At 57.9% G+C, this 26,068-nt stretch carries 27 protein-coding genes, 1 other RNA gene and 1 riboswitch; of the genes, 15 read left to right on the top strand and 13 right to left on the bottom strand.

The annotated features are described in order from the left end of the window. Positions 1-39: 39 nt before the first annotated feature. Entirely contained in the window at positions 40-1,968 is a 1,929-nt protein-coding gene (locus DS906_RS19420) for an elongation factor G (protein WP_113791704.1), read from the top strand. A 20-nt stretch (positions 1,969-1,988) separates the two neighbouring features. Here the strand turns inward: DS906_RS19420 and DS906_RS19425 are convergent, their stop codons facing one another. The 5 genes from DS906_RS19425 to DS906_RS19445 all read right to left on the bottom strand — a co-directional run bounded on the left by DS906_RS19425 (position 1,989) and on the right by DS906_RS19445 (position 8,350). Beyond that, positions 1,989-3,566, bottom strand: a complete 1,578-nt coding sequence (locus DS906_RS19425; protein WP_113791705.1) for an ABC transporter ATP-binding protein — start codon at positions 3,564-3,566, stop codon at positions 1,989-1,991. Next, positions 3,563-4,669: an ABC transporter permease gene (locus DS906_RS19430; protein WP_113791706.1), complete on the bottom strand. Its 1,107-nt coding sequence runs from the start codon at positions 4,667-4,669 to the stop codon at positions 3,563-3,565. The genes DS906_RS19425 and DS906_RS19430 overlap by 4 nt, the downstream gene beginning before the upstream one ends. Beyond that, on the bottom strand, positions 4,670-5,755 hold the full coding sequence (locus tag DS906_RS19435; protein WP_113791707.1) for a microcin C ABC transporter permease YejB: 1,086 nt from the start codon (positions 5,753-5,755) through the stop codon (positions 4,670-4,672). It abuts the gene before it with no gap. A 9-nt stretch (positions 5,756-5,764) separates the two neighbouring features. Continuing rightward, on the bottom strand, positions 5,765-7,669 hold the full coding sequence (locus DS906_RS19440) for an extracellular solute-binding protein (protein WP_233494846.1): 1,905 nt from the start codon (positions 7,667-7,669) through the stop codon (positions 5,765-5,767). A gap of 174 nt (positions 7,670-7,843) precedes the next feature. Beyond that, positions 7,844-8,350 carry a cytochrome c family protein gene (locus DS906_RS19445; protein ID WP_113791860.1) on the bottom strand — a complete coding sequence of 169 codons (507 nt, stop codon included), beginning with the start codon at positions 8,348-8,350 and terminating at the stop codon, positions 7,844-7,846. A 119-nt stretch (positions 8,351-8,469) separates the two neighbouring features. Here DS906_RS19445 and DS906_RS19450 point away from each other — a divergent pair, with 119 nt between their 5' ends. After that, entirely contained in the window at positions 8,470-9,303 is an 834-nt protein-coding gene (locus DS906_RS19450) for a prephenate dehydratase (protein WP_113791709.1), read from the top strand. Between the two features lie 12 nt (positions 9,304-9,315). Here DS906_RS19450 and DS906_RS19455 read toward each other — a convergent pair whose 3' ends face one another. The 3 genes from DS906_RS19455 to nudC are packed head-to-tail and all read right to left on the bottom strand — an operon-like array spanning position 9,316 to position 11,298. Then, positions 9,316-9,783, bottom strand: a complete 468-nt coding sequence (locus DS906_RS19455) for a GNAT family N-acetyltransferase (protein WP_199528603.1) — start codon at positions 9,781-9,783, stop codon at positions 9,316-9,318. A gap of 26 nt (positions 9,784-9,809) precedes the next feature. Further along, positions 9,810-10,277, bottom strand: a complete 468-nt coding sequence (locus tag DS906_RS19460) for an SRPBCC family protein (RefSeq protein ID WP_113791710.1) — start codon at positions 10,275-10,277, stop codon at positions 9,810-9,812. A gap of 40 nt (positions 10,278-10,317) precedes the next feature. After that, entirely contained in the window at positions 10,318-11,298 is a 981-nt protein-coding gene (nudC, locus tag DS906_RS19465; RefSeq protein ID WP_113791711.1) for an NAD(+) diphosphatase, read from the bottom strand. Between the two features lie 207 nt (positions 11,299-11,505). On the opposite strand from nudC, the gene DS906_RS19470 reads away from it, so the two are divergent. The 3 genes from DS906_RS19470 (at position 11,506) to rsgA (ending at position 14,660) form a co-directional block, all read left to right on the top strand. Further along, positions 11,506-13,335 (top strand): bifunctional 2',3'-cyclic-nucleotide 2'-phosphodiesterase/3'-nucleotidase, encoded by a 1,830-nt coding sequence (locus DS906_RS19470; RefSeq protein ID WP_233494847.1) that lies wholly within the window; start codon positions 11,506-11,508, stop codon positions 13,333-13,335. A 39-nt stretch (positions 13,336-13,374) separates the two neighbouring features. After that, positions 13,375-13,473, top strand: an RNA gene (gene ffs, locus DS906_RS19475) — signal recognition particle sRNA small type. A gap of 158 nt (positions 13,474-13,631) precedes the next feature. Further along, positions 13,632-14,660 (top strand): ribosome small subunit-dependent GTPase A, encoded by a 1,029-nt coding sequence (gene rsgA / locus DS906_RS19480; protein WP_113791862.1) that lies wholly within the window; start codon positions 13,632-13,634, stop codon positions 14,658-14,660. A gap of 8 nt (positions 14,661-14,668) precedes the next feature. Here the strand turns inward: rsgA and DS906_RS19485 are convergent, their stop codons facing one another. After that, a complete protein-coding gene (locus DS906_RS19485; RefSeq protein WP_113791713.1) occupies positions 14,669-15,526 on the bottom strand; it encodes a serine aminopeptidase domain-containing protein in 858 nt (285 codons plus the stop codon). Positions 15,527-15,670: 144 nt separating this feature from the next. Continuing rightward, positions 15,671-15,891, top strand: a riboswitch (cobalamin riboswitch). Positions 15,892-15,974: 83 nt separating this feature from the next. On the opposite strand from DS906_RS19485, the gene DS906_RS19490 reads away from it, so the two are divergent. After that, positions 15,975-16,382: a hypothetical protein gene (locus tag DS906_RS19490; RefSeq protein WP_113791714.1), complete on the top strand. Its 408-nt coding sequence runs from the start codon at positions 15,975-15,977 to the stop codon at positions 16,380-16,382. Between the two features lie 7 nt (positions 16,383-16,389). Here the strand turns inward: DS906_RS19490 and DS906_RS19495 are convergent, their stop codons facing one another. Next, positions 16,390-16,887 (bottom strand): dual specificity protein phosphatase family protein, encoded by a 498-nt coding sequence (locus DS906_RS19495; RefSeq protein ID WP_113791715.1) that lies wholly within the window; start codon positions 16,885-16,887, stop codon positions 16,390-16,392. 157 nt (positions 16,888-17,044) lie between these two features. On the opposite strand from DS906_RS19495, the gene DS906_RS19500 reads away from it, so the two are divergent. The 6 genes from DS906_RS19500 (at position 17,045) to DS906_RS19520 (ending at position 21,108) form a co-directional block, all read left to right on the top strand. Further along, positions 17,045-18,796 carry a DNA polymerase III subunit gamma/tau gene (locus DS906_RS19500; protein ID WP_113791716.1) on the top strand — a complete coding sequence of 584 codons (1,752 nt, stop codon included), beginning with the start codon at positions 17,045-17,047 and terminating at the stop codon, positions 18,794-18,796. 149 nt (positions 18,797-18,945) lie between these two features. Continuing rightward, the gene (locus DS906_RS19505; protein ID WP_113791717.1) at positions 18,946-19,290 is read left to right on the top strand and encodes a YbaB/EbfC family nucleoid-associated protein; all 345 of its coding nucleotides are present in this window, start codon (positions 18,946-18,948) and stop codon (positions 19,288-19,290) included. 64 nt (positions 19,291-19,354) lie between these two features. Continuing rightward, on the top strand, positions 19,355-19,948 hold the full coding sequence (gene recR / locus DS906_RS19510) for a recombination mediator RecR (protein WP_113791718.1): 594 nt from the start codon (positions 19,355-19,357) through the stop codon (positions 19,946-19,948). A gap of 51 nt (positions 19,949-19,999) precedes the next feature. Beyond that, positions 20,000-20,422: a hypothetical protein gene (locus tag DS906_RS19515; RefSeq protein ID WP_113791719.1), complete on the top strand. Its 423-nt coding sequence runs from the start codon at positions 20,000-20,002 to the stop codon at positions 20,420-20,422. Positions 20,423-20,491: 69 nt separating this feature from the next. After that, positions 20,492-20,623 (top strand): hypothetical protein, encoded by a 132-nt coding sequence (locus DS906_RS22655; protein WP_255415435.1) that lies wholly within the window; start codon positions 20,492-20,494, stop codon positions 20,621-20,623. After that, positions 20,620-21,108, top strand: coding sequence for a hypothetical protein (locus tag DS906_RS19520; protein WP_113791720.1), 489 nt, complete (start codon positions 20,620-20,622; stop codon positions 21,106-21,108). Before DS906_RS22655 ends, DS906_RS19520 begins: the two co-directional genes overlap by 4 nt. Here DS906_RS19520 and DS906_RS19525 read toward each other — a convergent pair. Next, positions 21,105-21,746, bottom strand: a complete 642-nt coding sequence (locus DS906_RS19525) for a ribonuclease T2 (RefSeq protein WP_113791721.1) — start codon at positions 21,744-21,746, stop codon at positions 21,105-21,107. The two genes, DS906_RS19520 and DS906_RS19525, sit on opposite strands and share 4 nt — an antisense overlap. Before the next feature lie 128 nt (positions 21,747-21,874). Here DS906_RS19525 and DS906_RS19530 point away from each other — a divergent pair, with 128 nt between their 5' ends. Then, positions 21,875-22,636: a DUF1013 domain-containing protein gene (locus DS906_RS19530; protein ID WP_113791722.1), complete on the top strand. Its 762-nt coding sequence runs from the start codon at positions 21,875-21,877 to the stop codon at positions 22,634-22,636. Positions 22,637-22,689: 53 nt separating this feature from the next. Further along, on the top strand, positions 22,690-23,079 hold the full coding sequence (locus tag DS906_RS19535) for a hypothetical protein (RefSeq protein ID WP_113791723.1): 390 nt from the start codon (positions 22,690-22,692) through the stop codon (positions 23,077-23,079). 38 nt (positions 23,080-23,117) lie between these two features. On the opposite strand, the gene DS906_RS19540 is transcribed toward DS906_RS19535, so the two are convergent. After that, the gene (locus DS906_RS19540) at positions 23,118-24,146 is read right to left on the bottom strand and encodes a permease (protein ID WP_113791724.1); all 1,029 of its coding nucleotides are present in this window, start codon (positions 24,144-24,146) and stop codon (positions 23,118-23,120) included. Continuing rightward, a complete protein-coding gene (locus DS906_RS19545; RefSeq protein ID WP_058272522.1) occupies positions 24,139-24,447 on the bottom strand; it encodes a helix-turn-helix transcriptional regulator in 309 nt (102 codons plus the stop codon). The genes DS906_RS19540 and DS906_RS19545 overlap by 8 nt, the downstream gene beginning before the upstream one ends. A gap of 134 nt (positions 24,448-24,581) precedes the next feature. On the opposite strand from DS906_RS19545, the gene DS906_RS19550 reads away from it, so the two are divergent. Then, the gene (locus DS906_RS19550) at positions 24,582-26,042 is read left to right on the top strand and encodes a PLP-dependent aminotransferase family protein (protein WP_113791725.1); all 1,461 of its coding nucleotides are present in this window, start codon (positions 24,582-24,584) and stop codon (positions 26,040-26,042) included. The last annotated feature ends 26 nt before the right edge of the window (positions 26,043-26,068 follow it).

The following is a 26,068-nucleotide window of genomic DNA, read 5'->3' on the forward strand; positions in this document are numbered from 1 at the left end:
CGTGCAGCCGTTCTGCAACTTGAAAGAGGGACTGCATTCATGCGCGTTTTTTCTGTCCTCGGCCCCAGCCACTCGGGCAAAACAACACTGGTCGAGGCCATCAGCCGCCTTGATGGCCGGCCAACCACATTCGACGTTTCCGGAACCGTGCATTTGCACGGTTTTTCTTACTTGGACGAACCCTGGTGTGCCATCGACGTGAATGGTGGCAGCGACACCATGGCTTATGTAGGCCCTGCCATGGCGATCTCGGATGCTGCTGTCGTTGTCGTACCGCCCGACCCGGACGCCGCCGTGCTTTGCGCCCCTTATCTGCGGCTGGTCGAAGAGGCGGGTATTCCCTGCTTTCTGTTCATCAATCGCATGGACACCCCAAACGGACGTATCCGCGATATCATCGCCGCTCTGCAAACCTACTGCACACACCACATCGCATTGCGGCAGGTTCCAATCCGCGATGGCGAGGCGATCATCGGCGCGGTCGACCTGATCTCGGAACGGGCATGGAAGTATCAGGAAGGGCAACCCTCGGCCCTGATCGAACTTCCGCAGTCCGTCGAAGACCGGGAACAGGAAGCCCGAACCGAATTGTTGGAGACGCTTTCAGATTTCGATGATCATCTGCTGGAACAACTGATCGAGGACAAACAGCCGCCCAGCGCAGAAATCTATGATCTGGCCGCGCAGGTTCTGCAAAGCCACCAGTTGATCCCGGCCTGCCTGGGGTCTGCCAGCCACGGCAACGGGCTGACCCGTTTGATGAAAGCGCTTCGTCACGAAGCCCCTGAATTCAATATCGCCGCCGGGCGGGACGAAGCAGCCGAAGACGCGCGCGCAATTGCCGGGTTCGCGGATGTCAAAAAGCACATCGGAAAAATCATCGTGCTGCGCGGTCTGGGCAAGGGCGTCAAAGCGCATGAAGCCCTGGGCGGGGAAACGGTTGGCAACCTGACGACACTGGACGCAAAAACCCAAATTTCGGAATTGGAAGCTGGCCAGATCGGGCTGGCCGTGAAATCCGACCACCTCAACCCCGGCAACCTGTACGACAGCACCGGAACCACACCGTTACCGGAGTGGGCCGAGGCCCATCCGGCCGCCCACCGGCAAATTGTGTCGCCGGCACATGAACGCGACGATGTACGCCTGTCCAACGCTTTATCCCGACTGGTCGAGATCGACCCCGGCCTGCATCTGCAGCACGATGAACTGAGCGGCCATGCGGTTCTGGGATCGCAAGGGCCTCAGCATATGCGCCGGGTCAGCGCCAAACTGGCTGAAGACTTCGGTATCGAGATTGAGACCCAGACGGTTGAGACGGCCTATCGCGAGACCATCCGCGCACCGATCGAACATCGTCATCGCCACCGCAAACAATCCGGCGGCGCAGGACAATTTGCCGATGTGGTGATCTCGATCGCACCGACCCCACGTGGGGCCGGGTTCGAATTCGAAGAGATCGTCAAAGGGGGCGCTGTGCCCAGAAACTATATCCCATCGGTCGAACACGGGGCCAAAGATGCTCTGGTCCAAGGGCCTGAAGGGTTCCCGGTTGTGGATGTTAAAGTCACGCTCAGCGACGGCAAGCATCACAACGTCGACAGTTCTGACTATGCGTTCCGCACTGCGGGCAAGAACGCGGTTCGAGAGGCTTTGCCGCAGGCGAAACCGGTGGTCCTGCAACCCATCCTGAACGCCGAAATCCACTTGCCCTCGGATTTCGTGGGCGACCTGGTGCCTACAATCAGTTCGCTGCAGGGTCAGGTTCTGGGCTTTGAAGGCAACCCGAACACCTCGGGTTGGGAGATTTTCAACGCACAACTTCCGGCCGTGGCCGAAGGCGAGTTACACCGCACCCTCGCCAGCGCCACACGTGGAACTGGTTGGGTTAAGTTGAGCTTCGATCACTATGAAGAATTGCGTGGACCGGTCCCAAAATCTGCGGCGCGTGAAACGGCGAATGCCTGAAGGCCTTGGGCGGGCTGGTTTCAGCCCGCCGCCGCTATCAGTTCGCGGGTGTAGTCGGTCTGGGCGTTCTCAAACAGGTCTTCGGCCGCGCCCATTTCGATCACGTCCCCGTTTCGCATGACAATCACGTTGTGCGACATCGCGCGCACGACTTTCAGATCGTGGCTGATAAACAGGTAGGCCAGCCCGTATTTACGCTGAAGGTCGCGCAACAGGTCGACGATCTGAACCTGCACAGTCATGTCCAGGGCGCTAGTCGGTTCATCCAAAACCAGCAATTTGGGCCTGAGGACCATGGCGCGCGCAATGGCAATACGCTGACGCTGTCCGCCCGAGAACTCGTGCGGATAGCGGTCCATCGCAGCCGGGTCCAAGCCCACCTCGGTCATCACTTCGGTCACCAGTTCCCGCGGTGAGCGGTGCGGGTCGACCTTGTGGATCGCCAGCCCCTCGGCAATGATCTGCTGGCAGGTCATCCGCGGACTGAGGCTGCCAAACGGGTCCTGAAATACAATCTGCATATCCTTGCGCAAGCGCCGCAACTCTCGCGTCGACCAGCGGCGTACATCCTGATCGCGAAAGGTTATCGCCCCTTCGGACGCAATCAACCGCATGATGGCCAGCGCCAGCGTTGTCTTACCTGAGCCGCTTTCGCCAACAATCCCTAAGGTTTCACCGGCGCGCACGCTGAGCGTGGCATCATTCACTGCCTTCACATAGCCAACGGTACGTTTCAGGAAACCGCGCTGGATCGGAAACCAGACCTTAAGATGATCGGTGCGCGCCACTTCTTCGGCGTCGGGTGCCACAGGATCGGGGTGACCGGATGGTTCCGCCGCCAGCAGCTTGCGAGTATAAGGGTGTTTGGGGTTGTCGAATATCTCCTGGGTCGCGCCGGTCTCGACAATCTCACCGTCCTTCATCACACAGACCCGGTCAGCGATACGGCGCACGATCCCAAGGTCATGGGTGATGAAAAGCATCCCCATATTCTCGGATTTCTGAAGCTCGGCCAGCAGTTCCAGGATCTGCGCCTGAATGGTCACATCCAGGGCCGTTGTCGGCTCATCCGCGATCAGGATATCGGGCTTGTTGGCAAGTGCCAGGGCGATCATGACGCGCTGGCGTTGGCCACCTGACAGTTGATGCGGGTAGCTGTCCAGACGCTCCTCGGGATCGCGGATGCCGACCTTTGTCAGCAGTTCGACAATCCGGGCCCGTGCAGCATCACCTGTCAGACCCTGGTGCAATGCCAGCGACTCGGTCATCTGTTTCTGGATCGTGTGCAGCGGGTTGAGCGAGGTCATCGGTTCCTGAAAGATGAAACTGATATCGTTGCCGCGCACATCCATCAGGCGTTGGTCAGACGCGCCGATCATCTCTTGCCCTTCATATGTGACCGAGCCCTCGACAATCGCACTGTCACCCAGCAAAGACACTGTCGACAGCGCGGTCACCGATTTTCCAGATCCGGATTCGCCTACCAGTGCAACCGTTTCACCCCGATCCACAGTAAAGGACACGCCCTTGACTGCTGCGCTCACCTGCCCGTCCTGACGGAACGAGACCTTGAGGTTATTCACATCCAGCAGGCTCATGAAAAGGTCTTTCTGGGATCAAATGCATCGCGCACGCCTTCGAAGATGAAGACCAGTAGCGACAGCATGATGGCAAAGGTAAAAAAGGCGGTAAAGGCCAGCCACGGTGCCTGCAGGTTCTGCTTGGCCTGCAAGGTCAACTCACCCAAAGACGGGGCAGAGGACGGCAGGCCGAAGCCCAGAAAGTCCAGTGAGGCCAGGCCGCCGATGGTACCCGTCACGATAAAGGGCATGAAGGTCAACGTAGCGACCATCGCATTGGGCAGCATGTGGCGGAACATGATTGTCATGTTGCCCACACCCAGCGCTCGCGCGGCGCGGACGTATTCCAGATTTCGCGCCCGTAGGAACTCGGCCCGGACAACGCCCACAAGCCCGGTCCAGCTGAACAGGATCATCAGAGCCACAAGCAGCCAGAAACTTCGACCCAGAATGGCGAACATGATGATGATGACGTAAAGCGAGGGCGTGGCCGACCAGATTTCGATAATCCGTTGGAAGATCAGGTCCAGCCAACCGCCAAAAAAGCCCTGAATGGCCCCGGCGAATATGCCGACCAGGCTGGCCACACCCGTGACCATAAGCGTGAACAAAATCGACAATCGGAAGCCATAGATCACCCTGGCCAACACGTCGCGCTTGGTGTCATCCGTGCCCAGCAAGTTTTGCCCGTTGGGCGGCAGCGGCGCTGCACCGGGACGATCAACGCTGGTGTTGAAGGAATACGGGATCAGCGGCCAGACGGCCCAGCCACGCTCGTACCCATCCGCCTGGAATGTACCGGCCTTGATTTCGTCGATAATCCCCTCGGGATCTTCAAAACAGTCTTCGATGCCACCGCTGTCGATCAGGCACTGCACCTCGGGGTCGCGATAGATCGCCTCGGTCTGGAAATCACCGCCGAATTCGGTTTCCGCGTAGAAATTGAAGATCGGTGTGTAGAACTCACCGCGGTATTTCACGAGGATCGGTTTGTCATTGGCGATGAATTCGGCGAACAACGACAGGCCAAACAGCACGGAAAACACCAGCAGCGACCAGAACGCGCGCCCGTTACGACGGAAACTGCGCCAGCGGCGCTGGTTGAGAGGAGAAAGCGCCATTTACCCCTCCCGCTTTTCGAAATCGATGCGCGGGTCGACCAGCACATACATCAGGTCACTGATGATGCCGACAACCAACCCCATCAGGCCAAAGATGAACAGAGTGCCGAAGATCACCGGATAGTCCCGCGCAACAGCGGCCTCGAACCCCAGACGGCCCAGACCGTCGAGCGAGAAGATCGTTTCGATGATGATCGACCCCCCGAAAAACACACCTATGAAAACCGCAGGGAATCCGGCGATCACGATCAGCATCGCGTTACGGAAAACATGGCCGTACAGAACCTGACTTTCGCTCAGCCCCTTGGCGCGGGCGGTCATGACGTATTGCTTTTTGATCTCGTCCAAAAACGAGTTCTTGGTCAGCAGAGTCAGCGTCGCAAAGGCCGAGATTGTCAGGGCGATGATCGGCAGGGCGATGTGCCAGAAGTAATCAACGACCTTGCTAAACAAGCTGAGACTGTCCCAGTTGTCCGAGGTCAGCCCCCGCAGCGGGAAGATCTGCCAATAAGATCCACCGGCAAACAGAACAAGCAACAGGATGGCGAACAGGAACCCTGGAATGGCGTAGGCAACAATGATCATGCCACTGGTCCAGGTGTCGAATGTCGAACCGTCCTTGATCGCTTTGCGAATACCCAATGGGATCGACACCAGATACGCGATCAACGTGGACCACAGACCCAGCGAGATCGACACCGGCATCTTCTCCAACACCAGATCGGTTACGCTGATCGACCGAAAATAACTCTCACCAAAGTCCAGCGTAAGGTAATTACCCATCATGTCGAAGAACCGCTCAACTGGCGGTTTGTCGAATCCGAATTCTTTTTCCAGCTCTTCGATAAACTCGGGCGGAAGGCCACGCGCACCAATGTAGCGGTCATTCGTGCCGCCGGTCTGTTGCTCGATGTCACTGCCGCCGCCGGCAATCCCTTCGAACACATCACCGCCACCTTCCAACTGGGCGATGATCTGTTCAATCGGACCGCCAGGAACGAACTGAACCAGCGTGAAGTTGACGATCATGATCCCAAGCAGGGTTGGGATGACCAGCAACAGTCGTCTAAGAATATATGCTCCCATGGGGGCGGATTACCTCAAGGCGCCGGAGGATTTCAACTCGGCTTCTTTCTCTTCGTTGATCCACCAGAGGTCTTCAACACCCAATGCGTAAGGCGGCAGATTTTCCGGGTATTCGTACATGTCCCAGTAGGCAACCCAGTGCTTGCCCAGATACCACGTGGGAACCATGATCCGTTTCGCGCGCAGGACGCGGTCCAATGCGCGGACATTTGCAAACAGCTCTTCGCTGTCTTCGGCAGAGGCAATGTTATCGATCAGCGGTTCGATATCCGGGCCATGCACACCCGACGGGTTGAAGACCGAGTATGAGGCCGCTTCGGTTCCGAACTGCTGGTACAACCCGGTCGATGGCTGCAACGACCGCGGGTACCCGCCAACAATCATGTCGAAATCACGGTCCCGGCGGCGCAGGGTGAACTGGGCGTTGTCCACGCGGTTGTAGCTCGCATCAATCCCCATTGCCCGCAAATTGGAGACAAAGGGTTGAATAAGCCTGTCCAGCGTTGGCTGGTCGGACAGAAATGCAACAGACAGCACCTCTCCCTTGTCGTTGCGACGAATGCCGTCATCCCCAACAAGCCAGCCAGCTTCGTCCAGCAGTTTCATCGCCTTACGCAAGTTGCCACGGTCATTTTGGCGGGCGGCTCGGGATTCATGCGCCGAGACCGGTTCCTGGGTCAGGATGGCAGGGTCCAGCGCGTCGCCCAGCTCTTGCAATACCTCAAGCTCGCGCCCTTCGGGCAGGTTGGTCGCCTCAAGATGCGTTCCTTCCCAGAACGAACTACGTTGCTGGAATAACCCATATTGCAGGCTCTCATTCGTCCATTCGAAGTTATATGCCAGCTGAATAGCTTCGCGAACGCGGGGATCCTGAAATTTTGGCCGGTCAAGGTTCATGATGAAGCCCGACGCCGACGGTACATTTCCGTCTGCCAGTTCAGCTCGCACGACAGAGCCATTCGCAATTGCCGGGAAATCATAGGCCGTTGCCCAGCTTTTTGAGTTGTTTTCCTGCCGAAGGGTAAACGTGCCCGCCTTGAACCCCTCCATCGCAGCAATGGAATCGGCGAAATACTCAACGCGGATGGTGTCAAAGTTGTTGCGGCCTACGTTGACGTTGACATCGTTGCCCCAATAGTCGGGGTTGCGCTTGTAGACGATGCGCCGGTTGATGTCATAATCATCCAGAACATATGGCCCCGAACCGATACCCGGGTCCAGCCGCGACTTGTCCAACCGGCGGTTTTCAGGGTCTTCCTCGAACCATTTCTTAGAGAAAATCGACGTGGCCCCAACTTGAGAAATCCGGCCTCGGCGGGGGAAATCTGGTGAGAAGTAGAACTTTACACGATGGGTATCCAACGCCTCGGCCTTGGGGATCCGTTGGCGAATTGCGTCGGCATAAGATTTCAGCCCTTGGTCCAGCAGCAGATTATGGGAAAATACCACATCCTCGGCCGTCACCGGTGTGCCGTCGGAAAACCGCGCCTCGGGGCGGATGTTGAAGATCACCCAATCATAACTTTCGGGGTACTCCAGGCTTTCGGCTAGCAGGCCGTAATAGGCCGCTGGCTCGTCATAGGACGGAACCAGCAGACTTTCGTAGTGATCTGCCGACCGCGCACCAGCCCGGCCCTGCCTGGTATAGGGATTAAAGCTGTCGAACGTGCCTTGCGCCGCATAGGAGAGTTCTCCACCACGTGGCGCATCCGGGTTCACATAGTCGAAATGCGCAAAACCGTCCGGATACTTCAAATCACCGAATTCCGAGAACCCGTGTGATTTGATTATCTTTTCCTCAGCAAAAAGCTGAGTTGCGGTGACCGCGCAGAGCAATGCCCCCAATGCCAGTATGTGAAATAAGCGTCCGAAATCCTTTGTTCGCGCTAAAGCGGTAACTCGATTGGATTTCATGTGGCTCATCCCCTGCTCGTTGACGTCTTTAATATTGTTTGCGCCAGCTAAAAGACCAGCACTGCCAGTTTCAAGTTTAGAGTGCGTGAACACTTTGTGAAGATTTACTTAGACAAAAAATAAAGCCGCTGCACGGGGCAGCGGCTTTTGAATGCGTCAAAACTGAGCGAAAGATCAGTTGATGGTCTGCAGATAAGCAATCAGGTCTGCCCGGTCTTGCGGTTTTTTCAGACCGGCAAAGCTCATGGACGTACCCGAGATATATGCGCTGGGCCTAGTGATGAATGCGTCCAGCGCCTCGGGAGTCCAGTTGCCGCCATGCGCCTGCATCGACGCTGAGTAGCCGGTGAAGCCTTTGGCCGAAGCAACCGGGCGATCCACGATTGCAAACAGGTAGGGGCCTGTGCCGTTCGCGCCGTCTTCCAACTTGTGGCAGGCAGTACACTTGCGGAAAACCCTCGCGCCCTTTTCGGGGTCTGCGGCGGCCAGCATGTCTTCGAACACCACTTCTTCGCCGTCAGCGCTTTCGCCAGAGCTTTCGGTTTCGATAATATACGAGGCCGTCTCACCATGCCCATCCGCATGGTAAAGCGTTTCGGCACCCCATTTGGCTAGAAGCAGCACTAGGAAGGTGCCAAACAGGCCTGCTGCGGCCTTGGTAACTGTCATCGTGTCGAACATTGATCGCGAGTCCATTTCAGCTGTCTGCGGGGTGTCTAAGGCTTCCCCTTACAAGAGGCAAGGTATAGACACCGCGACTAAACGCCCAATTATCGAACTTGTTGCACGGAATCGACCAAATGACCAAACGTATTGCATTTCAGGGAGAACCCGGCGCCTACAGCCACGAGGCCTGCCGCAATGCCCGCCCCGATATGGAGGCCCTGCCCTGCCGGACTTTCGAAGATGTGATCGAATCGGTGCGCGTAGGTGAGGCTGAATTGGCAATGCTGCCGGTCGAAAACACCACGTATGGCCGGGTCGCCGATATCCACCGTTTGCTTCCCCACAGCGGGTTGCACATCATCGAAGAAGCGTTCGTGCGCGTTCACATCAACCTTCTTGCCGTACCAGGGGCCAAAATCGAGGATGTCACCGAGGCACACTCGCACCTGGTTCTGCTGCCGCAATGCGCCGGGTTTTTGAAAGAACACAACATCAAAGGACGTGTCAGCCCCGACAACGCACGTGCGGCCCGCGAGGTCTCGGAACAAGGCGAGGTGCATTCAGCAGCATTGGCCAGCGAGTTGGCCGGCGAAATCTACGGGTTGAACGTACTTGCCCGGCACATTGAAGACCGCGACAACAACACCACGCGCTTTCTGGTGATGTCACAGCAGGCCGACATGTCACGCCGTGGAGAACACGGCATGATCACCAGTTTTGTTTTTCAGGTGCGCAACATTCCGGCTGCGCTTTACAAAGCGATGGGCGGGTTTGCGACGAACGGCATCAACATGACCAAGCTGGAAAGCTACATGGTCGATGGTTCGTTCACCGCGACCCAGTTTTATGCCGATATCGTGGGCCACCCGGACGACCGGAACGTACAGCTGGCGATGGAAGAACTGGAACACTTCACCACGAATGTCGAGATTTTGGGCGTCTACCCGGCCGCTCAACCGCGCGGCTGAAGCGACCCCGGCTCAAGTCACAGAGAAGCTTTTGCACAGGGCACCCTCGTGCTGCCGGGAATCCACAAAGCCCATCGCCGAATAATAGGCCAAACCTTCGGCGTTTGTGGCCGAAATGGTTGCATCAATGGCCGGTAGGCCACTTTGCCGTGCCGCCAAGAGCGTCGCACGAAACAGGGCACGCCCGACACCGCACCGGGCGGCCGACGGGCGAATATGCGTTCCAATGACGCCCCACCCGACCGGCGCACCATATGGGTTGTTTTCGACCGCCCATTTCAACGATTGAAACCCCAGAACCTGTTCCTCCTGAACAGCGACGGAACATCTGATCCGGTCGGGGTCGGCCACGTAATGCTCGCGGGCAAAATCAACGTCGCAGCGCTTGTTACGCTTTCCGGCCGCTGCGATATCCTGCAGTACCTCTGAGATACCTTGGGCATCCGTCAACACCGCCTCACGAACAATAATGCTATCCATCTCGTTCCCACCAAAGCATTGGGTAATCAGCCACCATGAATGTGACGTTGTTCCATTTCCCGTGCGAACTCGGTCAGGCGCAACTGAAACTGTCGGCGAAACCGGGATTGCCCAAGCCGGAGCGATTGTAACAGCAGCCGCGCAGGCAGGGATTTGGCTGACAGGGACATATCAACGCTTATACGCGTGCGGCGCTGCGACAGGGCCAAAAGTTCGACCGTGGTGATGCCGTTCATCCCCTTGCTTGCGGCTTCGAACCGCATCAGCGAAGGCGGGTCGCATTCAGCCATCTGCACGGAAATCTGACGTGGCTTTCCGCGTAACCTGAATTCTGTCTCCCAACTGGTGCCCGGAACAACGCCCAATTCGCCCGAAATCCGCCGGACCTCGATCCCGCGCCGCATTGCGATCCGTTCGAATCGGTCAAAGTCGGCCACCATTTCGAACACCGAGTTGATGGGAGCTTCGATATCTTCGCGCACTGTAAACTGCATTGTGGTTCGGGGTTCTCTCGCTTTTCAGAACAGTATTTTGTCAGTCCAATGTATCCGCAAGCCAGTTTTGCAAAAGAAAATGCGCAATCGCACCCTTGCGGGCCGGCAGCAAAACGGGGTGTTCACCGGCAAAGGCCTGCATCATCTCGGATTTGGTAACCCACATCGCATCTTCGATTTCGACCGGGTCGATGGTGATGTCGCGTGACAACGCCTCACCCGCGCAGCCGAACATCAACGAGGCCGGAAACGGCCAGGGTTGGCTGGACAGATAACGGACCTCACCCACGGGCACCCCGGCCTCTTCCATCACTTCCCGGCGGACCGCGGCCTCAAGCGTTTCACCCGGTTCAACAAACCCTGCCAACAGCGAATACATCCCTTCCGGCCAACCCGGTGAACGTCCCATCAGCACTGAATCGCCATGGGTAATCAACATTATGACGACCGGATCGGTACGCGGAAAATGCTGCCCGCCGCAGGACGGACAACTGCGCTGCCACCCGGCCTGCGCAAGTTCGCTGGCTGCGCCGCACCGGGCGCAAAACCGATGCGTTTCGTGCCATGAGGTCACCGCTTTGGCCGAGGCCGCCAGTTCGGCGTCACGCGCCGACAAACGGGTCATGATCCGGCGCAGCTCGGCGAAGACATGGCCGTGGGGCAAGTCCGGGTGCTGTTGCTCTGACTTATCGATAAAGCCTCCGACACCGGACACGTCCAACCCATCAGCCGTCCAGCCCGAAATATCAGTGGCAAACACCGGCGCGTCATCTGATAGTCCCAGGAATACAGGCTGCTCGACGGAATCGCCCGGCCCGGTTTCGACCAGCTTGTGCGACATCGCGATCAGCCCCAACTGATCCAGCGCCTCACCCTGAACCAATACCTTACCGCGCCACAAGAGCAGGCATTTTGCATTGGGATGCGCCCGCGCCCGCGCGATCGTATCAGCATCACCGCGAATATGCGCCGCACGATCCAGCCCCGAGCTACCAAACGTCACATATTCCGCATTTTTCATAAGTTATCCTTAGGCTTGTTCGCACAGGGCTGCCATGTCGACCAATCAGTTGCAACGGTATTTCACCCCCAAATCCACAGGTCGCCATCGAATGAACACAGCTAAGCCTTGCAATTCACTGTGATTAATCTTTTTGTTGAAAATGACTAAGACAAAACTGCCAAAAGTAGAAATTTGAAACCTTCCCCTTCTCTGCCTTCGCAGACCGTGCAGATCCGAATACTGGCCACCACGGATCTTCATATGAACTTGAGGGGTTTTGATTACTATTCTGACACCCCTGAACCCACAATCGGCCTGACCCGAACTGCCAGTCTGATCCGTGAAGCCCGAACTGAGGCGCAGGCGGAAGACTCGGTCGTGTTACTTTTTGACAATGGCGATTCGCTGCAAGGAACTCCGATTGGAGATCTGGCCGCCGAGCAGGCGGATAAGCCGCATGCGCTGATGCAGGCCTTTGGCGCGTTAGAGTATGATGCGATCGGGTTAGGCAATCATGATTTCGGGTTCGATCAAGATATACTGGACCGCATCCTTTCGCAGGCCCCCTGTCCGGTGGTTTGCAGCAATGTTCATCGCCCGAGCGCCAACGAGGTCTGGCAGGATCAGGCAGTTCTAACCCGCCGGGTTGAGGTCGCGGGGCACCTAGCCTCGATAACTGTCGGCGTCTTCTCGGTCGTTCCGCCACAGACCCGGAATTGGGAATCTCATCGGCTGGGTGATGACGTCCGGATAGACGACATCCTGACCTGTGCGCGCATTAAAGTGTCTGAGCTTCGATCCCATGGCTGCGACGTGATCATCGCGCTGGCCCATACGGGGCTGGGGCCCGCCGACCCCGCGCCCGATCTTGAAAACGCGATAATCCCCCTTGCCGCGATTGAGGGCATAGACGCCATCGTCGCAGGGCACACGCATCTGACCCTGCCGGGGAAATCGCACGCTGGGCTGAAACACGTCGATGCCACTGGCGGTATGGTGCATGGCACACCCGTCGTCATGCCGGGATCTGCCGGATCTCATCTTGGCGTGATTGATCTGACGCTGACTGCCACGACTGAAAAGGGCTGGTCGGTCACTGCGCATCGCACTGAAATGCGCGCGGTATCAGGTGTTGAACCGGCAGCCGAGGACCCGCCGTTGGTGGCGTTATTTTCAGACGTGCATTCCGCAACACGAAAACGGGCCGAGGAACCGATTGGGCACACGGATCAGCACCTGCACAGCTATTTCAGCTTTTGCGCCAAGGATCGCGGGCTTGCGATGGTGGCCGCGGCCCAGGCTGCGGCTGTGCGCCAGAACCTGAAGGGTACAGTCCATGACGCGATCCCCATGCTATCTGCCGTGGCGCCTTCGAAATTTGGGGGTCGCGCCGGGCCTCGTTTTTACTCGGACATTCCTGCGGGCGTACTGCGCATGCGCCACGTGGCCGATCTGAACATCTTTCCAAACGAACTTCGTGCAATCGCGGTGTCAGGAGAGCACATCAGTGATTGGCTTGAAATGTCTGCAGGCGTTTTCAATCAGGTGAAACCCGGCGCGCAAACCGAATTGATCAATCCTGATCGAGCTGGACACAATTTCGATGTTCTGTTCGGGCTAAGCTACGTGATCGACCTGAGCGTACCGCCTCGGTTCGATGCGGATGGACATCTGGCAAATCCGGCATACCGGCGTATATCAGATCTTCGTTTCCAAGGCCACGCGGTGACGGCCGAACAACGCTTTGTTGTTGCACTGAACAATTATCGGGCCAGCGGCGGTGGGCATTTTCCGTTTATACGGGACGCCGAAATCATCAATGTTCCAGCTTTGCCAATCCAACACGCGCTGAAGGATTACCTGACCGGTGCATTGACCACGGAATCGCTGGAACAGGGCCCCTGCCCATTCCGTTTTGCGCCCTTTCCGGGGTCCTCTGTCCTGTTGAAGACCGGTCCAAAGGCACAGCGTCACCTCGCAGACATCGCAGAGTTCAGCCCAAAGCTGGCTGGCACGGAAGCCGAGGGGTTTTTGCACATTCAACTCTCACTGTGACGGGTTGTCATTTCTACGTGTCTTCCCTATATCGAATTTTGAGAGGTTGGCGCGGGCGAGCGCCTCGCCAACCTGGTCAGGTCCGGAAGGAAGCAGCCACAACGAGCCCCGCTTGGGTCGATGTCCAACCTCTCACTTACTTGAACCGTCAGCCGCAGGAGGGCTTTTATGATTGTAGCAAAAACCCTTTGGGCAGAGCGTTTCTGAGGCCGACCCTCACACCTGCCTGAACACATCACCGCTGGATGCGCGACCGCCATCCAGACGGATTGCTGTACCTGAACACAGGCAGAACAATGTCTTTTACACTTTCGGACCTGGGATGGTCCTCACACTTTGCCGCACAACATGCGGTCAATCCTTCATGCGTTCCCTTTCGCATCACAGCGGTTCACCGTGATCGCCTGATCGGCGCAAGCATCAATGGTGAAACACCGCTGCTCACCCTAAACCAGCCGACGGGCGACTTTGCCGTCGGAGATTGGGTATTGGCAGATGATCAAAACCGGGTTCAACACCTGCTGGAACGCCGCAGCCTTTTGAAACGCCGCGCCGCCGGAACCGGGGCCGATGCCCAGTTGATCGCCGCCAACGTGGATGTGCTGTTCATCGTCAGTTCCTGCAATGCCGACTTCAATCTGGCCCGGTTGGAACGGTATTTGGCTTTGGCACACCAGGCCGGGTGCTATCCGGTGATCGTTCTAACCAAGGCCGATACCTGCGCCGATCCTGGTAATTACTCCAAAGCCGCCGAGTCGCTGGCTCCGTTTCTGACCGTGCTTGCAATCAATGCTTTGGATGCCCTGGACGTGCAGCAAGTACTGTCATGGTGCTCCACCGGGCAGACCGCTGCACTGGTCGGCTCATCCGGTGTCGGCAAGACAACATTGGTCAACGCCATGACTGGTCTGGATGAGGCAACCTCCGGCATTCGCGAGGACGACGCGCGCGGGCGGCACACGACAACGGCGCGCGCGTTGCATCCGATGCAGAACGGAGGCTGGCTGGTCGATACACCCGGTATGCGGGCCTTTCGGTTGCTGGATGCGCAGGATGGCGTCGACGAGGTCTTTTCCGACATTCTGGAATTGGCCCAATCCTGCCGCTTTTCCGATTGTCAGCATCAGGCTGAACCGAGCTGCGCCGTACAGGATGCGATTGCCAACGGATCACTAGACACAGCGCGGCTGGAACGTTGGCGAAAACTGCGACGCGAAGATGAAAGGAACTCGGAAACCGTGGCGCAGTCTCGTGCCCGCGACAAGGCCTTTGGTAAGATGGTACGATCGGTGATGCAGGACAAGAAATCCCGCAAAAAGCTGTAAGTACCGGCTCAGGCGATCAACCGGGGCCATATGGCCGCATTTCGGCGCGCAAATGCGCCGATGTGGCCAACCTCGGCCAATCCAAAGTCCTTCGGCGACAACTGATGCCGGCGGGCTTTGGGACCGTAAAGATCGGCCAAGCGCCAAACCGCGTTCGGCGGCACCACCTGATCATCGTCCATTGTGAACAGATCAACGGGTGTTTCTGACGCAGCCCAACGGGCGTCTGGAAGGCTGTTGCCGATATCCGGCACGTAGTTCAGCGCAGCGGTGCACCATTTGCGCCACTGCCAGTAGACGCGTGCCGGAAGGTCCGAGCCAAAACCCAGCGCCTTGCCCGGCAGGTATCCCAATGCCTTTACCAACAGTGGCGGGTGGCCGTACCAGAACATTGTCGCCAGTGCGCGATACGGCCAGGGGTGATCGGATACCGTCACCAAACCTGAACAGACACAGATCATCCGGTCGATCTGCTCAATATCGGGCTGAATTGGCCCCAGCATTCCACCCACCGAATGTCCAATGCTCCACTGCTGGGCGGCGGGAAATCTGCGCCGCATTTCAGCGCGGGCAGCGGGCATGTCGATCAACGCCCAATCGGCCATCGTGGCCTGCGAATCGCGCAGACGCCCCCGTAGAGAGTGGCCAAAATCGCGATAGTCATAGGTTAGACAGGCCATACCCTGTTCCGCCACCAACCATCGCGCAAAATGCTGGTAATAATCGCGTGGTACGCCGGTAGCTGCATGAATCACAACCGCCACATCAGGTGCCGAGGCGGGCAAATACAGCCGTGCCGACAGGTTGGCCTCTCCGGCAGAAAACGTGAAATCTTCGGTCAAAACGACCGGAGTGTTGTCCAACATGGCGCCCTCGCAAGCATCTGAACTATTCGGTTCACATATGGCATATCGGCGCTTTTGCGCGACTAGAGTCAACAGATTTTCAAAGTGACCACGCGTCCGCTTGCACGACGAGAAACAGCCCGCTTGACTCAAGCCACCTACAACCGCTAGCGATGACGTGATGGTTCTCGTCCTTATATTGGGGCGGGATGAAAAGGGAACTCGGTGCGGTCCAGCCCGGCAATGCCGGAACGGACCAAGGCCGCGACTGCCCCCGCAACTGTAAGCGGTAAGCAATGCCGAAATACCACTGGCCGAATGGCTGGGAAGGTCGGCAAAGCAATGACCCGCAAGTCAGGAGACCTGCCATCAAAGTAAAAACCGAAACTCGGGCGGGGTGTCCGGGCAGGTCTTCAGTGCGCTGAGTTCCCTGTTCCACGTCCCCCGTTCACCGCGCGGAGGGCGCATTATGATCTGGAAGACAACGACCCACGAGTTCACCGCCACCCTGTGCCAGAAAACGGGGAAAACCTGCCCCGCATTGGCCCAAATGGCTCGGGCCTTGGCCGAGGCGATGGCAACAGCACAACCGATGACGACCAGCGAATTTGAGGTGGACGGCTCCAGCGAACTGACCCATTGCGATGAGGGCTGCACCGCACGGTTTCGCGCCAGCCCGGCCCGGATCAGGGTCTATTGCGGGGCAAACACGGTCGACTCGGCCGACACGCTGGACGATTACGCCGATATGTTGTTCGGCCCTGACTTTTCCACTCTGCCTGCTGGTGTTTTGGCGGCCTTGCCTTGCGCCATGCTTCAGGCATCGGCCCTTGCACCGCGTCCATCGCATCAGGTTGTTCAACAAGCCACGGCCTGATCCTAGTTCACCGATCACTCTGGGCCGGTTTCATGGCCCAGGCCATCTGCTCATCCGTTTCCACCGCGCATGGTCGGGCCAAGCGCAACCGGTTTAGCGCGTGGTTTGGATCTTCGCCGCATTCCACCATGAGCCTCAGCGCGACCATCCCCGACCGCCCACAACCGCCCCGGCAATGCACCAGCACGCGTCCACCGTCGGACAGCGCCTGCCGGGTCGCTGCGCTGGCTTGGGGCCAATGAGTTTCGATTGGCGGAGGCGGCGTGCCAAAATCCTCGACCGGAAGATGCACCCAGGTCGCGGACCTGCTTTGAACGTCCCGACCAAAACCGCCTGCACCGTCCTGCTGCATCTCGGCCTCAGTGGTCATGGAAATCACCAGATCGGGGTTCCAGTCCTGTATCACCCTCAGATCATCAACATACCCACCGCCGCCGCCAGGCAAGGGGGACAGCGCCAAGGTGCCTGAGCCAACAGGCAGCGCGTAGATTGCAAATTTTGCCAAAGCTTATGCTCCTACTGCCACCGGCCCACCCGATTTTCAAAGCCGGTTTATCCCGCTTACAGACGCCGTCCAAACCGAAATTCCACAAAGCCTGCTGTGGACGCGAGCGGCCCGGGTCTCTACGCTGCATTTCTGACACGAATCTGACAGAGCAGACATGACCGAAACGCCCAGCCCCGCCTATCAGGTTCTTGCCCGCAAGTACCGCCCTGAAACCTTTGCAGATCTGGTTGGACAGGACGCAATGGTGCGCACGCTAAAAAACGCGTTCGAAGCGGATCGGATCGCGCAGGCCTTCATCATGACCGGCATTCGCGGTACAGGTAAAACCACCACTGCCCGGATTATCGCCAAAGGCATGAACTGCATCGGCCCCGATGGCGAAGGCAAACCAACGACCGAACCTTGTGGCCAGTGCGAGCATTGTGTGGCCATCATGGAAGGACGCCATGTCGACGTGATGGAGATGGACGCCGCCAGCCGGACCGGTGTGAACGACATTCGCGAGATTATCGACAGTGTCCGATATCGTGCCGCCAGTGCGCGTTATAAGATTTACATCATCGACGAAGTTCACATGCTGTCGACCAGCGCCTTCAATGCGCTGCTGAAAACGCTTGAAGAACCGCCCGAGCACGTAAAGTTCATCTTCGCCACGACCGAGATTCGCAAAGTTCCGGTGACTGTGCTGTCGCGCTGCCAGCGGTTTGACCTGCGCCGGATTGAACCCGAAGACATGATCAGTTTGCTCAACAAAATCGCCGCAGCGGAAAACGCACAGATCGCAGAAGACGCGCTTGCTTTGATCACACGCGCGGCCGAAGGCTCTGCGCGCGATGCGACCTCGCTGTTGGATCAGGCGATCTCACATGGTGCAGGGGAAACAAGCGCCGATCAGGTTCGGGCAATGTTGGGCCTTGCAGATCGCGGGCGCGTTCTGGATCTGATGGACATGATTTTGCGTGGCGATGCGGCTGGGGCATTGACCGAGTTGAGCGGCCAGTATGCCGAAGGGGCCGACCCCCTGGCCGTTCTGCGCGATCTGGCCGAGATCACCCATTGGGTTTCCGTGGTCAAAATCACGCCCGATGCCGCCGATGACCCCACCGTCTCACCGGATGAACGTGCGCGCGGTCAACAGATGGCCGAGGCGCTGCCGATGAGGGTGTTGACGCGCATGTGGCAGATGTTGCTGAAGGCGCTGGAGGAGGTCTCTGCAGCACCCAACGCGATGATGGCCGCCGAAATGGCAATCATTCGTCTGACCCATGTGGCCGATTTGCCCAGCCCCGAAGAACTTATCAAACGACTACAGGATGCGCCTCCACCACCACCGAACGAGGGACCCGGCGGTGGCGTGGCCGTGCCAACTCATGCACCTGCACAGACGACATCCTCTACGCATCTCTCGGCACAACGCGGGCCTGCAGGGGCACCCACCGCAGCGCTTGCCCAGGACATCCAGGCCGCGCTGGCACGCTATCCAACCTTCGAATACGTGGTCGAACTGATCCGCACCAACCGGGACGTAAAACTGTTGGTTGAGGTCGAAAACGGTGTGCGTCTCGTCTCGTATTCCCCGGGACGGATCGAGTTCACACCGACGGACAAAGCGCCGACCGATCTGGCGCAAAGGCTTGGGTCGGCCTTGCAACGCTGGACCGGAAACCGATGGGCCGTCTCAATCGTGGCCGATGGGGACGCGGCAACAATCGCCGAGGTTCGAGACGCGGCTGATCTGGCGTTGAAAGCGCAGGCCGAACAACACCCACTGGTTCAAGCCGTTCTGATGCAGTTTCCGAAAGCGCGCATCAAACGGATCGAAACCCCTGAGCAACGCGCAGCCAAGGTCGAAACCGAAGCCCTGCCGGAGGTCGAAGACGAATGGGATCCGTTCGAGGAGGATTGATCCGAACGACCAAAGCGGAAACACTGCCGGGCCCAACGGGAGGAAAGGTCTTGCCACAGACCTCGACGACGGGCGGGAGAAGCTCTCCCCTTGTACCCTACCGGCAGCATCCGTATTTAGGCGGCAAACCGATTTGCAGGAGAAAAGCAATGCTCAAAGGACTCGGCGGTCTGGGCGATATGGCCAAGATGATGAAATCCGCACAGGATTTGCAGACCAAGATGACGGACATGCAGGAAGAACTGAACAACCTGATGGTTGTCGGCGAATCCGGTGCAGGGCTGGTGAAGGCCACCGCCACCGCAAAAGGCGAGCTGAAGGGTCTGGACATCGATCCGTCGATCTTCAACGGCGATGATAAGGAAGTTGTCGAAGATCTGATTCTGGCCGCTATCAAGGACGCGCAGACCAAAGCGGCCGAACGCTCTCAGGCAGAGATGGCAAGGCTGACCGAAAGCATGGGTCTGCCCGCAGACATGAAGCTGCCGTTCTGATAGACACTCCTGACGACCCAAAGGCCGGGCACAACTGCCCGGCCCTTTTGCAGGAGCGCACGCCGTGAGTTCGAACAGCGATATCGACAATCTGATCGATCTGATGGCCAAACTGCCCGGCCTCGGCCCCCGCTCGGCCCGCCGCGCAGTGCTGCACCTGATCCGCAAACGCGCCCTGCTGCTGACGCCCCTGTCGGACGTAATGCAGCAGGTGGCCGCCACCGCCCGCGAATGCCTGAATTGCGGCAATGTCGGCACCACCGATATCTGCGACATCTGCGATAGCGAGGATCGCGCGACCGGAGAGCTGTGCGTGGTCGAAGACGTCGCCGACCTCTGGGCGATGGAGCGCGCTGCAGTTTTCAAAGGTCGCTATCACGTTCTGGGCGGCACGCTATCTGCCTTGGACGGCGTCGGCCCGGACGAACTGCGCATTCCCCGGCTCAAGGATCGCGTAATGGCCGAAGGGATTTCTGAGGTCATTCTGGCCCTGAACGCCACCGTCGATGGGCAAACCACCGCCCACTACATCGCGGATCAATTGGAGGGACAGGTCCGTCTGACTTCACTGGCGCAGGGTGTGCCGATTGGGGGCGAGTTGGACTATCTGGATGATGGGACGATTACGGCGGCGTTAAAGGCGCGGAAGGAACTTTAGTCTTTTTTGGTATGCCTAGATTATGTTGCATACATAGAATTAGGAGCGCTTATGAAGGCAATTTTTGGGGCAGTTGCTACATTATTTTTTGCAGTTCAATGCACAACCGGGACGGCAAATGCCGAAGACGGGGTTAAACTTAAACTAATTGTTGTCTCTGACTGGCAAAAAGACCAGCTAGATGCATTCTACAAAATAGTTTCACGGAAAAGCCCGAGTATTGATCCTAACTCGAGGCCTGATCAGTTCGCTCATGCGGACGTAGCCGTTGTTATCTTGGACGAATGGAAAGACGTGGATCAACTTGTTGAAGATCCTCGCGGGCCTATCTGGCAAAAAATCCGTAACTCCCCACCAAATGTCACGCGATTTAGGCTGGTTCTTGAAAAAAAGACTGGCGGAACAACTGAGTTCATACTGTTTTCTCGAGATGGTCCCGGTGACGAGACACTCATCTGCTATGCTGATACTTAAGTTGGTATACTCAACGAGAACTCCGATGGGTCGTTTCCACCTAGCTGCAAATAAGGCAAATAGACACCAATGAGCCATGCTGTTGAGGAAAAAACTGTAAGTCGCGTGGTGCAAAAAGCTGTCAAAACGAGCCTGTTCCTTGCCCAAACAGGATTTCTAGGGCTTTCTGCCCAATTAGAACTATCAGGATGCAATCAATGACCCGCCTTCTCGCCCTCACCTTCGCCGCCTTCACCGCGACCGCCGCATGGTCACAACAACTCATCGACAAAGGCTTTGTCGAAGGCTGGAACATCATGATGGATCCCGCGCTTGGCAATGGGTGCCTGATCCAGACGATCTATCAGGACCTCTCGGTCGTGCGGCTGGGCTATGACGCGCTGGACAATCGGGGATATTTTGCCGTCTACAACAAGGCGTGGGGCGATATCAAACAGGGCGAGAGTTATCCAATCCGGTTCGATCTGGACGGCAAAAGTTATGACGCCACTGCCATCGGCTTCAATCAGCGCGATGTGCCCGGCGCAACCGTGTTTTTCACCGACCGCAGCTTCGTGGATGCGATTGCCCAGAACAAAACCATGACCGTCTATAACCCCGCGGGTGAGACGGTGATGGCGATTGATCTGAAAGGCACGGCCAAAGCGCTGGAATATGCGCGGGAATGCCAGAACAAGAAACTCTAACGAATCGGGTCGAACAGCGCGTCTTTGGCCGTACAATCGCGGATCACGTCTCGCCCACAAGGCACGGGTTCAAGGTCGCGCGACAAGCACAGGCGGACCTCTTCTATATAGCCCTGCTTGCAGGTCACAGTGATCATGTCGCGCTCAAGGCCGGGGTTGGCTTTCAGAAAGGCTTCTTCCACGACCGATGCAGGCAGTTTGACCGAGGCGTCCAGCTTGCGGAATACCTGAGGACGCTCAACCGCCTCATACGCCTGCCGGGACAGCGCATAATAGTCGGACGCGCTGAAGCCCGAGCAGGTCCCGTGCTTTTTCCACTGATGCCACGCCAGACCGGAACTGCCCTGAATATCGGTCATTTTGCGTGACATAGCGCGCGATGGCGGTGCCTCGGGCGTGCGGCAGAAGGCGGGCCAACCCTGATGGTACTGAGGCCACAGACCATGCAGGATCCAGCCATGGTCATGCCGGGTGTCGCATTGATCTGATCCGCGCGCGTCGCCTTCGCGGGCGCACCAGTTTGGCGACCAGCTGAGCGACAAGACATAATAGTCAAACTCGCCCGCCTTTTCGCCATCACCCAGCGCCGCCATTGCACCGAAAATCCACGGAACCAGCCCCAAAACAACCCAGCGCATTCGCCTCTTCCCTTCTTGTCTTGGCGCGACTATATACGGACCAAGTTCCCCGACAACGGAAACCTGCCCCAAAAAAGGGGCCGCCGAATTCCGGCGACGGGAAAGATGTATTTATAGGAGACGGGCTGATGGCAAAACCGCTTATGGCCAAGGCAACAGCCGTATGGCTGGTGGACAACACCACGATCAGCTTCAAGCAGATCGCGGATTTCGTAGGCATGCACGAGCTTGAGGTGCAGGGCATCGCAGACGGCGATGTGGCCGCTGGCGTGAAAGGCTTTGACCCCATCGCCAACAACCAGCTGACCCAGGACGAGATCGACACTGCGCAGAACAGCCCGCTGTACAAGCTGAAGCTCAAGTTCAACCCTGCCGCAAGCGGCGAAGAAAAGCGTCGCGGTCCGCGCTATACTCCGCTGTCCAAGCGTCAGGACCGTCCGAACTCGATCCTGTGGCTGGTCAAGTTCCACCCGGAACTCAGCGACGGTCAGATCGCCAAGCTGGTGGGCACCACCAAGCCAACCATCCAGTCGATCCGTGAACGGACCCATTGGAACATTTCCAACATGCAGCCGATCGACCCCGTTGCCCTGGGCCTGTGCAAACAGTCCGAGTTGGACGCGATCGTGCAGAAGGCCGCAGCCAAGAAAGCTGCCGAAGGTGGCGTCATGAGCGATGACGAGCGCCGCAAGCTGGTCTCGACCGAACAGTCGCTGGAAATGGACGCGGCGCCGAAGATCCCGACTGCCATCGAAGGTCTGGAAACCTTCTCGCTGTCGGACGAGCCTGCGGAAGAGAAAGAAGAAGAACCGATCCTCGACGCGGACAGCTTCTTCAACCTGCCCAAAGGCGGTGCTGACGACGAAGACGAAGACGATCCGCGCCCCTAAAGCACAGACAGCCCCGGCCTGAACGGACCGGGGCTTTTTTTTACGAGAAAACCATGCTGAACGTTCTTTCCAAACTATTTGGACCGCATCGCGCCGTTTCGATCTATGCCTTCCTGAAGACCTGGGGTTTGCCCGTGGCAGGCGGTGTTGGTCTTGTTGCCGTCGCTGCTGGTTTGCTGATCTTCAACGACAGCGGCGAGCACGAGCATGAGGCATTTATGACCGTCAACGTCCTGTCAGCGACACCCATCAACGGGGACCTCAAGAACGGCGTCATTGCTTCGGTCCGGCTGCCGGACGGGTCTGCGACCTCGGTCACTTCGACCGAAGCTCCGGTCTCACAAACCGTTGGCACCACGGCCTGCATTGAAAAACGAGTGTATGTTGACAGTGGTGAAGCCCGGTATCGGTTCAAACTGCCCCGCCACTGCGAAGCAGGATAAGAAAAGCCGCCCGGCAAGTGCACCGGGCGGCTTTGGTTTCAGATCATCTGGAACAGAATGCCAGCGGTGATGGCCCCAGTGATCCCCAGCCCCAGATAGGTCGCAAAGACCCGTGGTTTGACCAATGACCAGACGGCGGCCATTGCTGGGATCGAACTGACGGCACCCGCGACCATGAAGGACATCGCGGCCCCTGCGCTCATCCCCTGTTCCATCAGGCCAGCCAGCAGCGGCGGTGCGACGTAGGAATTCAGGTAGGCAGGCATGCCGACAAGCGCTGCGATCACGATGGGTACAACACCTTCGCCGCCCACCACGCGCGCGATCAGATCGGCGGGTACATAGCTGACCAACAGCGCCTCGAGCACATAGGCCAGAGCCAACCATTTCAACAGGAACAGGCTGTTGTGAATGAACTCGGACCGGAAGCGCTGACGGCGCTCGGGTTCCTGCCAGAACTTCCAGACAGGTTTGTCCTCTGTTTTAGGTCCGCAGCCGCAGCCAGCCGGTTTGTATTCGCGCAGAGGCTGGGCAAACGCACCACCTCGCATCAGGGCACGGACGGCAAAGCCACCAAACAGACCGAGTGCGACCGCTGCAATGGCCTTTCCGATCGCAAATGGCCAACCCAATGCACCTGCCGTGATCAACAGGGTAGGTGGATCAATCAAGGGCGAGCTGAGCCAGAATGCCATAACAGCCGACAAAGGCGCACCAAGCGCCAGCAATCCGGCAATGAACGGAATGACTTCGCAAGAACAGAACGGAGCGAGCCCGCCGAAGACCGCGGCCAGAAAGATCATCCGCGTCTCGCGCCCCTCAAAGGCGCGCGCGACCATCACCTCGGCACCTGTCGCCTTGAGGTAAGACAGCAGCAAGACGGCGAACAGAATATACTGGCCAGTATGGGCAAGGGCTTTGCCCGCAAAGGTTACGACCTCTCCCCAATTGCCGGGGTTAAGGACGGCCACAAGCGTCAGAATGGCCACGATCACTGCCCATGGGGTCTTGATCAGATCAACGGCCACCTTTGCCGGTGCCTTTGGGTTTTGTGTCAGCTCAGCCATCGTTCGCAGCCTTTCCCACTTCGTCCGCGCAGCATTCGCTAAGGATGAACTGCGCGAGGCCTCTCAATTCTTCGTAATTTGCGCGGTTGATCGTGGCGCGCCCGATTTTCTCTTGCTCGACGACCCCGCCGGCTGCGAGGAAACGCAGGTGGTGGGCCAATGTCGAAGGCGCAATGCCTGTGCGGTTCTGGATTTCCCCAACGGTCAACCCAGCCTCGCCAGCCCGAACCAATGTCTTGAGAACCTTCAGTCGCGCTTCAGAGCCCATGGCCGAGAATCCTGCTGCAGCTGTTTCCCACATCTGACTCCTCCATTAAACTAGGTTTCTAGTTTTTTAGATGAGTCGTTCTTATTCGTCAAGCGCCTTGTTCACGAATTCTCGAGGCGAGATTAAGTCCAGATTGCCCTCACCTTAAGTCCACCCTATAAGGCGCTATGGGAATATCGGTCGACACATTCTTTCTGGAACTGAACGGACAAGGCACGCTGCAGGCGCAAATCCAGCAGATGATTGCCGAAGGCATCTTGTCTGGCAGGTTCCACGTTGGGGAAAAGCTGCCCTCGTCTCGCAAATTGGCGGCGCATCTGGGTGTTAGCCGGATCACGGTGACACTGGCGTATACGGAACTACTGGCCAATGACTACCTGACTGCCAAAGGCCGGTCGGGATATTTCGTGTCGCAAAACGCGCCCGTGCCACCCAAGTATTCGCCTGTTCAAAAACGCGATGAAAATGTCGACTGGGACACGGCCTTGGCACGCAGGTTCTCGGATGGGGACGTGCTGCCCAAGCCCAGTAATTGGCGCGATTACAAATACCCTTTCATCTATGGTCAGGCAGATCGGAAATTGTTCGACCACGCCAACTGGCGTCTCTGCGCGGTCCGTGCGTTGGGTCACAAGGATTTTGCATCTCTGACCGGGGACTACATGGATCAGGATGATCCGCTGCTGATTGAATTCATCGCCCGTCACACGTTGCCGCGCCGCGGAATCGCCGCTCGCCCCGAAGAGATCCTGATCACCATGGGGGCTCAAAACGCGCTGTGGCTGGCCTCACGCATCCTTTTGAACCGCAACCGCACGGCCGTGATCGAAGACCCATGCTATTATGCGCTGCGGGATTTGCTTAATCACTCCGACTGCAAGGTTTCGCCACTGGCCGTCGACCGCGACGGCCTGACCCCGGACGCGTTGCCGGATGAAACAGATGTGATTTTCACCACCCCCAGCCATCAGAGCCCGACAACCGCGACCATGCCTGTTGATCGCCGCCACGAGTTGCTGAAACGCGCCCGCGAACTGGACGCTATGGTGGTCGAGGACGATTACGAGTTTGAAATGGCCTTTCTGGGATCCCCGTCCCCGGCCCTCAAGTCAATGGATCGCGACGGACGGGTGATCTATGTAGGCAGCTTCTCGAAGTCGCTATTTCCCGGATTGCGCCTAGGCTACATTGTCGGGTCCGAACCCTTTATTCGCGAGGCTCGCGCTTTGCGTTCGTTGGTACTGCGCCACCCGCCGGGCCATATCCAGCGCACTGCGGCCTATTTCCTGTCGCTGGGCCATTATGATGCTCAGATTCGGCGTATGTCCAAGACCCTCGCCCGGCGCCGCGAAGCGTTGGATGCTGCAGTCGAACAGTACGGGCTTACCGCTGCCGGACGCGGAATCATGGGCGGCTCGTCGCTTTGGATGTCGGCCCCCGAGCGTGTGGACACGACCAAACTTGCCCAAAAGTTGCAGAGCCAGGGCGTCCATATCGAACCAGGCGCCCCGTTCTTCAACGGGTTGCACCGGCCGCGCAACTTCTATCGCCTTGGATACTCGTCCATTGGCCGAGACCGCATCGGGCCGGGCGTGAAACTGATCGCGGATGCCATCCGGTCCGCCTAGCACGACTCTGGACATATCCCGCCTAA

The sequence above is a fragment of the Ruegeria sp. A3M17 genome (assembly GCF_003318255.1).
In the GTDB taxonomy this organism is placed as follows: Bacteria; Pseudomonadota; Alphaproteobacteria; order Rhodobacterales; family Rhodobacteraceae; genus Ruegeria.